General features: G+C 34.9%; 14 protein-coding genes, 1 pseudogene and 1 riboswitch. Of the genes and pseudogenes, 11 read left to right on the plus strand and 4 right to left on the minus strand.

Annotation, left to right across the window (positions count from 1 at the left end; genetic code table 11):
- The first annotated feature begins 608 nt into the window (after positions 1-608).
- The gene (locus RRV45_RS04025) at positions 609-971 is read left to right on the plus strand and encodes an acyl-CoA thioesterase (RefSeq protein ID WP_315667469.1); all 363 of its coding nucleotides are present in this window, start codon (positions 609-611) and stop codon (positions 969-971) included.
- A 164-nt stretch (positions 972-1,135) separates the two neighbouring features.
- Here the strand turns inward: RRV45_RS04025 and RRV45_RS04030 are convergent, their stop codons facing one another.
- A complete protein-coding gene (locus RRV45_RS04030) occupies positions 1,136-1,360 on the minus strand; it encodes a tyrosine-type recombinase/integrase (RefSeq protein WP_410489359.1) in 225 nt (74 codons plus the stop codon).
- A 166-nt stretch (positions 1,361-1,526) separates the two neighbouring features.
- Positions 1,527-2,420, minus strand: coding sequence for a GNAT family N-acetyltransferase (locus RRV45_RS04035; RefSeq protein ID WP_315667470.1), 894 nt, complete (start codon positions 2,418-2,420; stop codon positions 1,527-1,529).
- Positions 2,421-2,565: 145 nt separating this feature from the next.
- On the opposite strand from RRV45_RS04035, the pseudogene RRV45_RS04040 reads away from it, so the two are divergent.
- From RRV45_RS04040 to RRV45_RS04085, 10 genes and pseudogenes are all read left to right on the plus strand, one after another.
- Positions 2,566-2,820 (plus strand): annotated as a pseudogene (locus tag RRV45_RS04040) (DnaB-like helicase C-terminal domain-containing protein); the annotation flags it as partial.
- A 295-nt stretch (positions 2,821-3,115) separates the two neighbouring features.
- Positions 3,116-3,886, plus strand: a complete 771-nt coding sequence (locus RRV45_RS04045) for a DUF817 domain-containing protein (protein WP_315667471.1) — start codon at positions 3,116-3,118, stop codon at positions 3,884-3,886.
- Between the two features lie 113 nt (positions 3,887-3,999).
- Positions 4,000-4,479 carry a DUF2975 domain-containing protein gene (locus RRV45_RS04050; protein ID WP_315667472.1) on the plus strand — a complete coding sequence of 160 codons (480 nt, stop codon included), beginning with the start codon at positions 4,000-4,002 and terminating at the stop codon, positions 4,477-4,479.
- Positions 4,480-4,488: 9 nt separating this feature from the next.
- Positions 4,489-4,710 carry a helix-turn-helix domain-containing protein gene (locus RRV45_RS04055; RefSeq protein ID WP_315667473.1) on the plus strand — a complete coding sequence of 74 codons (222 nt, stop codon included), beginning with the start codon at positions 4,489-4,491 and terminating at the stop codon, positions 4,708-4,710.
- A gap of 428 nt (positions 4,711-5,138) precedes the next feature.
- Positions 5,139-6,263 carry a helix-turn-helix domain-containing protein gene (locus RRV45_RS04060; RefSeq protein ID WP_315667474.1) on the plus strand — a complete coding sequence of 375 codons (1,125 nt, stop codon included), beginning with the start codon at positions 5,139-5,141 and terminating at the stop codon, positions 6,261-6,263.
- A 193-nt stretch (positions 6,264-6,456) separates the two neighbouring features.
- Positions 6,457-6,936 (plus strand): GNAT family N-acetyltransferase, encoded by a 480-nt coding sequence (locus RRV45_RS04065; protein ID WP_315667475.1) that lies wholly within the window; start codon positions 6,457-6,459, stop codon positions 6,934-6,936.
- Between the two features lie 316 nt (positions 6,937-7,252).
- Positions 7,253-7,807: a DJ-1/PfpI family protein gene (locus tag RRV45_RS04070; protein WP_315667476.1), complete on the plus strand. Its 555-nt coding sequence runs from the start codon at positions 7,253-7,255 to the stop codon at positions 7,805-7,807.
- Positions 7,808-7,896: 89 nt separating this feature from the next.
- Positions 7,897-8,367 carry a regulatory YrvL family protein gene (locus RRV45_RS04075; protein WP_315667477.1) on the plus strand — a complete coding sequence of 157 codons (471 nt, stop codon included), beginning with the start codon at positions 7,897-7,899 and terminating at the stop codon, positions 8,365-8,367.
- A 402-nt stretch (positions 8,368-8,769) separates the two neighbouring features.
- A riboswitch (cyclic di-GMP riboswitch) is annotated at positions 8,770-8,852 on the plus strand.
- Positions 8,853-8,872: 20 nt separating this feature from the next.
- Positions 8,873-9,982: a sensor domain-containing diguanylate cyclase gene (locus RRV45_RS04080; protein ID WP_315667478.1), complete on the plus strand. Its 1,110-nt coding sequence runs from the start codon at positions 8,873-8,875 to the stop codon at positions 9,980-9,982.
- 1 nt (position 9,983) lies between these two features.
- Positions 9,984-12,551 carry an EAL domain-containing protein gene (locus RRV45_RS04085; RefSeq protein ID WP_315667479.1) on the plus strand — a complete coding sequence of 856 codons (2,568 nt, stop codon included), beginning with the start codon at positions 9,984-9,986 and terminating at the stop codon, positions 12,549-12,551.
- Between the two features lie 518 nt (positions 12,552-13,069).
- Here the strand turns inward: RRV45_RS04085 and RRV45_RS04090 are convergent.
- Together RRV45_RS04090 and RRV45_RS04095 are read right to left on the minus strand one after the other, a co-directional pair.
- Complete coding sequence (locus RRV45_RS04090; RefSeq protein ID WP_315667480.1) at positions 13,070-13,612, minus strand: NADPH-dependent FMN reductase; 543 nt, start codon at positions 13,610-13,612, stop codon at positions 13,070-13,072.
- Positions 13,613-13,650: 38 nt separating this feature from the next.
- Positions 13,651-13,962: a helix-turn-helix domain-containing protein gene (locus RRV45_RS04095; RefSeq protein WP_315667481.1), complete on the minus strand. Its 312-nt coding sequence runs from the start codon at positions 13,960-13,962 to the stop codon at positions 13,651-13,653.
- Positions 13,963-14,091: the final 129 nt, after the last annotated feature.

Consider the following 14,091-nt stretch of genomic DNA (forward strand, 5'->3'; position numbering starts at 1 on the left):
AAAGACCTAGTTGTATTGTGCTTTCAACAGTAATTGATGTATTCGTCTTAATTTTAGATTTCCAGAATGAGAAAGCCTACATAGGGCATTGCCTTAGTAATGACTATTATCCCAAAAGTATTACTTGGAAAAAAGATATTATCTTAACATTTTTTCAAAGTAAAAATTTGTTACCCGGCGTTTTTTTTTCCACCCTGTCCTTTTCTCCAAATTCTCTATATATAAAGATTGAAAGCAGTGAGCAAATGGAAGATCCCAGATTGGTCGGGCTAACATTTAGGATGTGTTCATGCTTTTTAAAATAGGAAAGTTTGGAGGCATACGAATGAGCAAGCTGCTAATCAATGAGAATCCGATTATGATTATTCCATCTTTGGCTTTGAAGATAGGGTTGAATGAGGCGGTGGTTTTGCAGCAGATTCATTATTGGCTAGTGTGAAGAGTTCACATGTGATGGAGGGGCGAAAGTGGATTTATAACACGTATAAGGAATGGCACGTGCAGCTGCCGTTTTGGTCGGAGAGTACGATTATGCGGACAATTAAGTCGCTTGAGAATCAAGGTTATTTAATTTCTGCTAATTTTAATATTTCGAAAATGGATCAGATATGTCAGGACATATTAATAACGAAAGTTACTGTATTTATTTTGAACAGGCCTGGGGAGAATACTTAAATAGTATCAACTTCTTCAATAGTCATGTAACAGCGGTTACTGCCGATCTATGGTGTCATTATCATCAGGAAGCGTTCTTCCCAGATAATTTAAAGGTGGGAGTAAGAGTTGTAGCATTAGGCAGTAAAAAAATGGACCTAGAATATTACATCATATTCGAAGATGAAAGCCTTATCGCGACTGCCCGTGGAACATTAGTTATTATAGATAAAAAAACGAATAGAAGTACAACTATACTTAAGGAAATACAGGACTCAATAAAAATAATAGAGGGATTGGAGCTCGTCTCTAAGTAATTCTCTAGTAGAAAGTTATATCTACTCTTAGCCACTATAAGAAAAGGTAAGGAATATAAGCAGAAATTTATGCTCTTCTTATATTCTTTACTGATTATTGCTGGTAAAATGTTATCCTCAAAAATTGATTATAGTAATTATCACAATTTCAAAACTAAAAAATTTTAACTAAAACTTAGGTAAGCATCCACTGCATCCGCCAAATAACTATATGGATCCTTCAAGTATCTTCTCGTGGTCGCAATGTTACAATGCCCCGCCAATCTCCTTACGATTTCAATATCATTATTGGTAGCTTTTAACATCCACGTATGCCGAAACATATGAATAGTTAATTTCTTTTTTGGCAGACTATATCCTTCTATGGTCTTTTCGGTTAGCCACATGATTGTTTCCTTATCTTTATTGCTGTTTTTAAATCCTGAATATCGAACATTAGATTCTGATAATTAATGTTAAGAAGGATTAAAGCTTACTTTTATTGAACCTATTGTATTAATGAAGCGGGTTTGTTCAAAAAAAGGAAGTAAAGGCACCATTAGTTGAAGTAGAAGGTTAAAGTTTATAATTATAGCAAACAACCGATTCTTCTTTTTTAAATCCTTCTTTAGTATAAAGATGAACCGCTCGTTCATTATCCGCGTTGGCACTTAAAACCGCCTTTGGAAGTCCGGTGTTTTTTCCAAATTCAAGAGCTTTTCTCAATAACTGACGTCCTAATCCTTTTCCTTGATATTCAGGGATAAGGGCTAAAGGACCAATGTTTAGCACAGATTCATTATTGTAAAAATCTCTAGATGAGCGTACAACGCCAATCGGCTTTTCTTGGTGATAAAGAAGAAAGATTCCACCTTCTAAATAATCTGCTTTATTCTCCATGTTCTTGACCTCTTCGACTGTCAGAGGAGTCTCCGAGCCTCTAAGTATTGCAAAACCAGTGTTTCGTACATAAAGATAGACTTCCTCATCTTTATTAAATTGGAAGTTTTTAAATGAGTAGTCATTTGGTAAGTTTGGTTGTGCGACATCCATGTCTTCTCTTGTTAGAAAATAGGCGTAACGCTCAATATTAAACTGCATGAAATGAAAAATATCCCGGACGACCAAATTGTCTTCTTGAATAAAAAGAAAGACCTGGTCTATTTCTGTTGTGTGGGACTTTATACTTTGGAGCATCAGCTTATAAATATTTAGGTTAGGTTCTACAGAGTGAAAGATCCGGAAGCGTCCCTTTTTTCCTCTCCTAAAATAGGAATCCTTGATGAGAGAAACCGCAGCAATAATTTTTGATTGGTCATTTAACACTATATATGTTGGATTGTCCTCATCAGGCTGAAAGTTTTTTAGGTCTTCCTCATAGAGAAAAGAATCGTCTATTTCATTCCTGTATTTTATACAGAAATCTATAAAATCTGAATATCTGGCTTCAGATAAATATTCAATATTCATAAATTGCCCCTCCTGCACTTTGTCTGACCATTAATAGAAATACTTTATGCTTTCTGCCATATTTTTATAATAAATTTTTTATCTAATAAATTCCACCTCTAATAAGGTTATTTATTATGAGAAATGATAACTTTTGGGTTAGACCCTGCATGAAAGCGGCCAGATTGAACAAGATGCCGATGTCATCGCCTATCTCTACCGAGATGACTATTATCATAAACAGTCAAAGAAGCAGAACATCATCGAAATCATTCTTGCCAAGCAGCGCAATGGTCCGATTGGGACTGTGGAGCTTGCGTTTATGAAGGAGTATGGGAGGTTTGCCGATTTGGTAGGAAGCACTTTAGCTAGCGGTTCAATTGAGGGGGAAAATAGTAATGTTATAGAGCATTCCTTGTAATGAGGAATGCTTTTTATATTGTCAAAAGCTAAAATAAACAATAATAATATAATTAAAATCAATATTTATTTATTGTAAAACGATAAATATTGTGTTAAATTCAAATTGCGATAAATAAGTTAGGCAATATAATGTCAGCTCAGAGATATTTTAATACCGAAGTGATGAAGACAGCCAAGAATAAAAAAACGAAGGAAGGTTATTAGGCGGTGAACTTATGTACAAAAACATCAATCTATTTAGTTACTATACTAGGCGGAACTTATACACATTCAGAAAAAGGAGTCACAAATCCATGGGACCATTAAAACAACTCGTTCGATTTGGTTGGGAGCAGGCCCTTTCATGTTTGTTTCCTGTCGTTATTTTTGCCTCGTTGGCTATTACAAAAATCATTCCACTTCCCTTCCTGCCACGGTATGACTGGCTGCTCATCATCTGCCTTCTGATGCAGTGGTGGATGGTACGTACTGGGCTTGAGACAAGGGATGAACTAAAAGTTATTACACTGTTTCACATTATTGGACTTGCACTTGAACTTTTCAAGGTTAATATGGGCTCCTGGTCATATCCAGAGGAAGGATTTTTTAAAATTTTTGGAGTGCCTTTATACAGCGGGTTCATGTACGCAAGTGTAGCGAGCTACCTTTGCCAAGCATGGAGGAGGCTGGAGGTTGAATTAGTAAAGTGGCCACCATTTTTGGCGGTCGTTCCTCTTGCGGCTGCGATTTATTTGAATTTTTTCACCCATCATTTTTGGATTGACGTTCGCTGGTGGTTATCTGGACTGGTCATCATCGTCTTTTGGCAGTCGTGGGTCACATACGAGGTTGGTGGAACTCGTTACCGTATGCCAATCGCACTTTCATTTGTGCTCATCGGATTTTTCATATGGGTAGCGGAAAATATCGCAACATTCTTTGGCGCTTGGGAATATCCAAACCAAACCGAAGCTTGGAGCCTCGTTCATCTAGGAAAGGTGAGTTCCTGGCTCTTGTTAGTGATTGTTAGCTTTCTTATAGTAGCAACGTTAAAACAGGTTAAGGGAAAAATTGAACGAGGATAGGAAGTTGGAGGTTATTAACAACAAAAAAATAATAATAAATGATAATAATTTATTGAAAAACGATAAATTATGTATTAGAATTAAATTATCAATAAATAAATGAGGTGTTATATATGAATAGAGAAACACTCTTTTTAAAGTTCGCTGTTGTTCTAATGGGAATCCCTGTTCTTGCTCTGTGCATCTTTTTAGTTCCTGAGATAGGGAATGTTGCAGCACAATTGCTTCCAAAGTTTGCTTTAATAAAAATTCTTGTTTACATCGTTTTTTATGCATCAGCGATCCCTTTTTACTTTGCTCTGTATCAGGCTTTCAAACTTTTACGCTTTATCGATAAAAGTGAAGCTTTCTCCGAATTAGCTGTAATAGCTTTAAAGAAAATCAAACAATGTGCCGTTACAATCAGTATCTTGCACTTGCTAGCCTTGCCGCTATTCTATCTCTTTGCGGAAGTTGATGATGCTCCAGGTGTCATCTTTGTCGGATTGGTTGTTCCTTTTGCTTCCATGGTGATTGCTGTCTTTGCCGCTGTTCTTCAAAAGCTATTAAAAAATGCGATCGATATTAAATCAGAAAATGATTTAACGGTTTGAGGTGAAAACATGGCGATTATAATCAATATTGATGTGATGCTGGCTAAAAGAAAAATGAGCGTAACTGAACTTTCGGAGCACGTTGGAATCACAATGGCAAACCTTTCTATCTTGAAAAATGGAAAGGCAAAAGCAATTCGATTTTCAACTTTAGAGGCGATTTGTAAGGCGTTGGACTGCCAGCCTGGGGATATTCTTGAATACCGAATTGATGATGGTCTTCAAGAATAAAATTGTTTAAATATAAAAAGGTGAAGAACTTACGGTTGAATTCCTAAAAGAAGACTTTGAATTAGATGGTGTAGTTGAATTGGAGGTTCTTATACGACCAATAATCGTACTAACGGACGAGTGCAAGAGTTAAGGATGGAGGGTTGCTAAAGCAATCCTTTTTCTTATTCCACTAACGGTTAGTGTAATAATTTTTGAGAAGCAAGGATATGATGAATAGCTTCTAAGAATGTATTGTGGATGGGTTTCTGCTGGAGGAAGGACGCTTGTATTGTGGATTGCATAACGGCTACCGCTCCATCATAGAGATTTTTTGGCACAAAACAATTAGTATACAATAATTTACTCCTTGTAGTCGTAAAAAAGCAAGGAATCCTTGCTAGCTTTCTTCATTAATTATGCGAAAATTTAAACAAGGAGGGAAGGAAGTGAACATTGGTGAAAAGTTAAAGTTAAGAAGAAAAAAAGCAGGGTTTACTCAGGAACAAGTGGCGGAAAAAATGAATATAACCAGGCAAACCCTTTCTAATTGGGAAGTCGGGAAAAACTTTCCCGATATTGACTCCATTATTAAGCTAAGCCATATATACCAACTCTCCTTAGATGAATTTTTATTAGGTAAAATTTTTTTCAAAGGAGCGATGGCAATGGTAAAGAAGTTCCCGGAATTGGATATTCAAAATTTGATTCAAATGCATTATCCTTCTGCAGATAATTTTAAAGAGCTTAACGGTGGTCTTGTCTCTCAAACGTACTCCTTTTATTCAAATAATGATCGCTATGTTTTTCAAGTGGGAAATCGATTCGAAGTATATGAAAAAGAGAGATGGGTTTACCATCGCTATCATCACCACCTCCCTTTAAGGGAGGTGCTGGATATACAGGTAACGGAAAGTGGTGTCGCTTATTCCATTTCTAAATTTATTGAAGGAACTAAAATATTTGATTTAAATAGCCAGGAAATACTTGATATTTGTCCTGTTGTAGAAAAAAACCTTGAAGCATTGGAAGCAATTGAAATGACCGAACAGAATGGTTATGGCCGATTTGATCATACTGGTCAGGCGGGTTATCCAACCTGGGAGGATTATATAAAAGCAGTTTACAATGAGAATATTTATGATTGGTCAGCCCTGGAACGGAAAGGATTAGATTCGGATGTAGTTGAAAATGCTATTAAAGAGCTGAAAGCCCATATTAAGAGTGTTTCATTAAGTAAAAAATATTTAGTTCACGGAGATTTAGGATCATTTAATTTATTGGCTAAAGACGGGCAAGTTTCGGGAATGATCGATTGGAGCCTTTCTATGTACGGAGATCATTTATATGACAAAGCAAATATACTTTTTTGGAATGAGGATAAGCTTCAGCCACTCATACAACGGATTACAAATAGGTATATGAGTTCTCCTGAATGTAAGGGAAAAATTTACTGCTATATGCTTCGAGTTGGTCTTGAGGAAATTTATAATACAGTTATTCTTAACGAAATAGGTTATGACATTGAATGGGTTGCAAATAGATTGCAACGAATTATTAATAACAACCATTGAAGGAAGAATAATTAAAGAAATATAGCCATTGGATAAATGGAACCAAATCAATGAACAACGTATGAATTTCAACGTTGTTTTTTTATTTATTTTAAGGCCATTTAATAAAAGAGTGTGTTTGAAGTAAAGTCGAATATATTGTATTAAAATTCAGTAGTATGTATATTTATTATAATAAAGAGGAGGGGTTAGTTTGGAAATTAAACTTGCAGAATTAGCGGATGCTTTAATAATTCATGACTTAATGATTAAGGCATTTATGGAATATAAAGAAGAAGTACCGCCATCAAGTGCTTTAGAGGAAACCGCTGAGTCAATATCAACGGCTTTAAAGAGTAATGAGAAGGGGTTAATTGCTTATGTTGATCATAAGCCAGTCGGAATGGTTCGTTTTCAATTAACAGAAAATGGACTTTATTTTTATAGATTGTCAGTTATTCCAGAGGAACAAGGAAAAGGCATTGCGAAAAGAATATTAAAAGCACTTGAAGACTACGCGAAAAATAAAGAAATGCCTGTAATATATTGTAAAGTTCGGATGACTGTCCTGAGAAATATTAAATTGTATAGTTCAGTAGGATATACAATTTATAATGAAGAAGTAGTACATAAACCAAACGGTATAAATTTAAAGGTTGTGTCCATGAAGAAACAGATTAAGTTTTCCGATTAAAAGGGGAAAATGAAAGGTGTATGTTATGAAAAACTTTATCAATCTGAATTTGAATAAGTAAAAGTAAATTGAGGGGAAAAGCCTTCTATTGCAATTGCAGAAAATATCGGGTTTACCAATGTTTTTAACTATACAGGGTATGAATTTCCAATTGATTAATATTGTTGCTCAACAAAAGGGCGCAATTCTGCAACAAGTATTTCACTCTTTCTTTTTTGTTAAGGGACAGTTTCGTGAGAATGGGAAGGATTTCAAGAAAATATATTGAAATTAGAGAGAGGATTTCATTTTTCCAGTTGGACTCTTATTTAATTTCATGGGGGTGTTAATAATATATACAGGAATATTACTATACCCTAGATTTAGTGAATATGAATTATCAGTGCTTTTATCTGTACTGAAGCAGGGGCAGAAACGAACCGTATTTATTGGGTTGAATAACGAAGTAGTTAAAGGGGAGGCAGGATTGACATGTATTCCTGAAGTAACAGTGAACGAAATGGACATTAATCAATTAGATAGTATTGTACTTCCTGGTGTGGATGATTTTGAACATTTAGTTAACCATCCTGAACTGACCTCGTTCTTAAGGGGATTTTTAACAAGGAATATCATAATAGGTGCAATATCCAGTGCACCATATCTATTATCTATGAGTGGATTATTAAGTGAAAGAAAATATACAACTGGATTAACGGCTGATCAAAGAGATTTCTTAGGAACGTTTAACGAAGGTAATTACTTAGATTCACCTGTTGTGATTGATAGAAATCTTATAACTGCAAAGGGATCAGCTTTTATAGACTTTGCCATAAAGTATGGAGAGTTACTAAATTTAAATTTTGATAGTAGCTGGTACACAATAAAATAAGAAAACTTATTATCAATCTTCAAATAAAGGGCGCGCTAATCCAATAATTTTTTTGTAAGAAATAACAGCTAAAGGAGAGGCGCACTTATATGTCTAAACATAATAATGATGCTTCATTTGGCGATATGAATATAAAAGACAAAATAGCAGCAGTTGCCGGAATAACGCTTCTCATTATTCTGGTGCCCAGCTTTGTTTTGGGAATTTATTTTTTGGGGCTGGCCGGGGTTTTTGAACTGCTTGGAGTCCAGTATCAATCTGTCTGGTCATTGATTGTTTTTGTTGTTTGTTTCTTTATTTTGAGCATGATTGTCGAATTGTTTTCCGGAGCGATTTTTGTGATGCTTAAGCGGAAAATGACAGGAAAATTAAAGATGTTTTTTGTCCGGATCAGTATTGAAGGTGCCTCTAACTGGCTATGTCTCTTTACAGTGGATGAGTTTATGAATAGTATTATCCTTTCATTGAAAACAGAGATCGTAGTTGCTTTGCTGTTGGCTGCAGTAGAAATTGTACTTGATGATAAGATGGAAGAAGAAAAACAGAATGGTGTGGAATAGGTTATTCGAGAGACATCTAGATAATATTCGGCAATTTCGCTTTCAACAACAAATCGACCAGAGCAAAAAAGAAATTTTAAGAAATACGGAGATTAATATAAAATCACTTTGATAGTAGGGAAAAAACATTTCTATCTACTAACGTTGTTTTCCTCTCTTTTTTATTCTTTTATCCTTTATTACCCTACAATACTCCTTCCATTAAGATTTTTTAAAAATTTTCCCTTTTGATCTTTAGTTCAACCACCTGCCACTCCAACTAAAACCCTTTCATTTCCTAGTATATAGTCCTATTTATTGGTAACTTAAGGAATTGATACCTTTACACTAGCAATATAGTAAAAAAGTGCTATAATCTTGTGTGAAGTGAGAGAAAATTGTCGAATTATGTATAATTTTGCACCTGGATAATGGCAAATTCGTTGAAAGGCGATGACGCAAAGCCACAGGTCTAAGGCAATGGCTATGACAGCTGGGCTACCGAAAGGAGACTATATTTTACGAAATGAAAAAATTCAAAATAAGAATGAAAATAATTTTCGTTCTTATTACATGTATGTCCTTATTTGATATTTTGGATGAAAAAGTATTAATGTTCTTTCATTTAAAAGGGGACGGTTTTTGGAAAGTCCTTATAGATACCGGAAGTTCTTTAGTAGTCCTTTCATCGGTTCTATGGGCTTTTTTACTAGGCAAGAAAATCATTCTTAATTACAAAGAAAAAGAAAAACATTATCGGAATTTGATTGATTTATCTCCAGAGGCCATATTTGTCCATCGAAATGGGAAAATCCTCTTTACAAACAAAGCAGGTGTTACATTACTGGGAGCAAACAGTGAGGATGACTTACTTAATCATAACTGGAAAAATTACATACAGTCTAGTTCCAGTGATTGGGATCACCTAAAGGAAAAAGTGAAATATTATAATGGGGGAATATTAACCTTTCAAATTAGAGTTAAAAGATTGGATGGCCAAGTCATCGATTTAGAAATCACATCAACAAATATCGAATATGATGGACTGCCTGCAAGGGAATTTATTGCAAGAGACATTACTTTAAGAAAAAAACAAGAAAGTATGATAAAAAAATTAGCTTATCAAGATACATTGACGGGATTACCTAATCGAAGAGCTGTTTTAGATAGTCTAGAGCAGCTAATAAAAGATTCGGAAAAAAACAAAACTCATTTTGCTGTTTTTTTTATTGATTTGGATGGGTTTAAGAAGGTAAATGATTCCTTAGGACATGATACCGGCGATGAGCTCCTAAAGAGGGTAAGTGTGCTTTTAAAGAGCTGTGTCAGAGGGAATGACATAGTCGCTAGATTTGCAGGAGACGAATTTATGATTCTTTTACCTAAAGCAAATAAACAATATTGCAGCATAATCGCGGATAAAATCATCGGAAGCTTAGATTCACCTATCTACATTATGGGAAAAGAAATTCACGTAACACCTAGTATCGGAATTTCTTTATATCCACAAAACGGAGAGGAAGCAACAGCATTAATTAAAATGGCCGATGAAGCTATGTATCAAGCTAAGAATAACGGAAAAAACAGTTATCAGTTTGTAGAAGAATCTTCTGATTTACCTGAAAGGAGAATATGATGTGAGTTCTACTAATAAAACATTGAATCTCTCAACAAGTCATATAGAAATTTCGGATATATTCTTTCGCTCCATATTTGAACATAACCCGGACACCGTTTTCTTTCTAGATAAGGAAGGTATGATTGCGATGCCTAATGAAGGGTTTTCTGAATACCTGGGTTATACAAAAGACGAAATAGTATTTCATGCGATCGAGCAATTTCTCTATATAAATGAAATCCCAATATATATAAAATGCTTTAACAAAGTTCTTTCTGGCGAAGTGCAGCATATTGATACTGTTTTTATACATAAAGCCGGAAGAAAGGTTCAAATTAATCTCACTCTTATCCCTGCAAAATTTAATGGACAAGTGGTTGGTGTTAGTGGGATAGCCAAAGATATTACAGAAGAAAAGGAAACCGCCATTGAATTAATAGAATCAGAATTAAAATTCCGCAGCCTAGTTGAGGAAGCTCTAGTTGGAGTCTATATCATACAAAATGATAAATTAATATATGGAAATCCACGGCTGCATCACCTTTTAGGAACAGAGATTTCGTCTAGTCCATTAGATGTTTTGGATTATATTCATCCAGAAGATCATGCTGAAATAAAGTCAGTTTTTAATCAATTAATCAATGGGAAGAAAGGCATTGATCATACCTTTAGAATCATAAGTAAAAATAGTTCTATTATTGATATTGAAGCCCATTCAAAACGAATGTATTATCATGATCAATCTACTATTATAGGCACACTACAAGATATTACCGAGCGTAAAAAATCAGAGGAGTTAAACAAATATTTAGCCTATCATGATTTTTTAACCGAACTGCCAAACAGAAGATTCTTTCAAGAAAAATTGGAAAAAGAATTAATTATAAGTAAAACGCTGCAACAAAAAATGGCTGTTATGTTTCTCGATTTGGACCGGTTTAAATATATCAACGACACTCTAGGACATTTTGTGGGAGACGAGCTGCTGAAACTCATTTCGAAAAGGTTAAAAATCTGTCTAGGGGAGAAGAACATACTAGCCAGGCTGGGCGGCGATGAATTTTCCGTTTTATTGCCAAATATTCAAAATATAGATCAGATCATCAAACATTCAGAAACCATTATTAAATCATTAGAGGAACCATTTTTTATTGAGGGGTATAAGCTTTTTATTACGACAAGTATCGGGATTAGTATTTATCCTACCGATGGGGAGGATACAGAGTCATTAATGAAATACGCCCATTCTGCTCTTTATAAATCGAAAGAAAGCGGGAAGAATTCTTACCAAATCTATACCTCTTCAATGAACATACAAACCTTCAAAACATTTAATTTGGAGACGGGACTTCGAAGTGCAATAGAGTTAAATCAACTAGAATTTTATTACCAGCCAAAGGTTTGCACGCGTTCAAATCAAATTGTCGGAGTTGAAGCTCTAATTCGCTGGAATCATCCAGAATGGGGAATGTTATCTCCTGATGAATTCATTCCGTTAGCTGAAGAAACAGGTTTAATCGCGGAAATAGGGGAATGGGTCAAATATAAAGCTTGTTCCCAAAATAAAGCATGGCAAGAGGAAGGCTTACCGGCTATTCCTATTTCTATTAACCTATCTGCCAGTCGATTTTTGGAGAAAGACCTAGTGGGAAATATCGTCAGTATTCTAGAAGAAACAAGGCTTTCACCTGATTACTTGCAAATTGAAATAACAGAAACATCTCTATTAGAAAATGAAAAGGTGGTTTTGGCTACTTTAGATGAGTTGAGGAGCATAGGGGTTAGAATAGCCTTAGATGATTTCGGAACAGGGTATTCCTCACTCTCCTACCTTAAACGTTTTAGAGGTAGGATAGATACATTAAAAATAGATCAATCTTTTATAAGGGATTTAAGCGAGACGGATCCAGATAACTCCAATTTTATAACGAAGACCATAATTGAATTAGCACAGCACCTCAAAATGGAGGTTGTTGCAGAAGGAGTAGAGAGAAAGGAACATCTCCAGATCCTAAATAATTACAATTGTGATACTATCCAAGGCTATTTTTTCTCCAAGCCTGTCCCAGCAGATGAATTTGCTCAACTGTTAAAAATAGGCAAATTTGAAGTTTCGGGAATGAGCGACGCTACTGATAAGTTTGAAGATAAACGGGAGTATTTTAGGATAAATCTCGATTTTCCGTTACTTGCCTCTATGACCCTAATTCGAATTCACGGAAGAAAAGTAGAACTAGGGAGCACGAATGTTTTGATTGAAGATATTGGATTAGGAGGTCTTAGGTTTATATCTGATATAAGGTTAACTGTTCATCGTGATATTATTTTGGAATTTGAAACGGAGATCTTAGGTGAGACGATTAAAATGTATGGTTCTGTAGTATGGATGCACGAAGCAAAGCCTGGTATATTCCAGTATGGATTGGAATTCTTGGTAGAAGAAACTGAGCGCTCAAATCTAGCTAAGTTACTTAATAAGTTCGCGATTCTTCTAAGAAAGAATCCAATCGTTCCGGATTGCAATATTGTTAAAACGGATCGATATCATTTTATAAAGAATCAAAGGGAAATATTAAAAAAGGAATAGTACTTCTAAAATATCGTTTTACTATATCGTGATTTTCAAGGCAAAAAGCAACGAACATTGAATCTTCTAACGCAGATACTGATTATTGGGTTGTTTCGGAAAAAATGACAGAATTAATGGATAACTGGAAATTAACAGGATATGATTAAAGACCGGTTATACATAAAGGGAAGAATCTAAACAAAAAAAGTAGCTCATAAAGCTACTTTTTTTGTAAATGTTCCAATCGTACAACTGGAAACCATCCCTCGACCTCCAAAATTAATTTCCATAAAGGAGTTGGAATCATAGCTTGATGTTGATCGGTAGTTGTTAGTTGGCTTCAATTGTCCGGCGTGTTGCGTCATCATTTTATTTTCAGTTGCGGAAAATGTAGCCATAGGGGCCATCATAAGACGATTTTTTACATGGACACCACTTTTAGATGTGAAGTCTTGAAATAAGTTTTGATACTTGTCTTTCGTTGAAATACTCCTTTAAAAACACCTCAGCATGTGAAAAATAGAGGTGTTATATTTTTACACGTATAGTTTCATCCATTCTTGGAAGTTTGCGATAACGCCGTCTAAGAAGGCGATTGTTGCTTCATCTATTAAGTTTCCTTTAGCGTCAAATTTCTCATGAACAGCGCCAACGTATACTTCATTTCCACCTAGTACTGGAGAATTTAATCCACTCGCAAATAGAATGTCTCGCAGATGCATTTGTGCTTTTACAGAACCTAAAATCCCCATTGAAGAACCCATAATAATGGATGGCTTACCATTCATCACCTTATCTACGCGACTTAACCAATCAATCGCATTTCCTAACACACCCGGAATAGATGAATTGTATTCAGGCGTTACCCAAAGAACGGCATCAGCTTCCTTAACTTTTGCTTTAAAATCAAGTACTTCTTGAGGTGCATCTAGTTCAATATCTTGGTTGTACATGGGTAGGGGAGCTAAGTCTAAAATCTCGACCTCAAATTGATTGGCATAACGTTTTTGAACATGCTTTGCCAGTTGTAAATTATATGAATCTTTACGAATACTTCCTACGATTGCTGCTACTTTCATTTTGTTGACCTCCAAAAGTTAATTGTTGACGAGGGTTTCTATTTCTTTTGAAATGGCGTTACTGCCTGAATGTAATTTTGTGCCACCTGGTAAATTGAACGTAATGAAGCCCAATCAATTACTGAACGCTTTTCAAAACTTTCGCAAAACATTTTATGATGTATAAAATATTGAGTTTGAAGTTTATACACATACCCCATATATTCTAAGGTTGTTAAAATCCGAAAAGCAGTAGATTTACTTAATTTCAGTTCGTCCATCACTTCTCTTAATGTAATGCCTTTACGCTGTTTTACTAATTCTAAAACTAAAAGTCCTTTTTTCAATGTCGATAATTCATTCTGTGCCATTTCATCACCTCAGTCTCCGATAGTATAGATGATTTATTTTTTTTACTCAAAATATACAGAAAGAGTTTCATTATTTGAAACTTCTTCAAAGAAATTAAAATACGGCTAATTTTGCTTTAAATATGTAGT

It is taken from the genome of Bacillus sp. DTU_2020_1000418_1_SI_GHA_SEK_038 (assembly GCF_032341175.1).
Classification (GTDB): Bacteria; Bacillota; Bacilli; order Bacillales; family Cytobacillaceae; genus Cytobacillus.